Genomic DNA, 343 nt, shown 5'->3' on the forward strand with positions numbered 1-343 from the left:
CGGAACGACGCTGAACGCCCATGGCAACCGGATCAACACGCTGGAAACCAGCGTCACCGGCCTGAGCAATACCCGTGCAACGGTCGCATCGGTCAATGCGCTGAGGCAGACTGTCGAGGACAATGAAGGCGCGATCACAACGCACGGACAGCAGATTTCGTCCTTGCAAAACAGCATCGAGGACGCTGAGGGCGATATCAGCGGGCAGGCGTCGGCCATCCAGTCGTTAAATACCAGCGTCAGTGGCATCAACAATACGCTGTCATCTCAGGCGCAGAGCCTCACCAGCGTGTCGTCAAAAGTGGATGATAACGAAGCCAGCCTCACGCAACAGCTCTCATCG

1 protein-coding gene is annotated in these 343 nt (G+C 57.7%); it reads left to right on the plus strand.

Annotated elements, in window-relative coordinates:
• Window positions 1-343: hypothetical protein (locus E1297_RS48755; protein ID WP_196223077.1), on the plus strand; the 343-nt coding region annotated here is incomplete at both ends.

Source organism: Roseibium sp. RKSG952, from assembly GCF_009711355.1.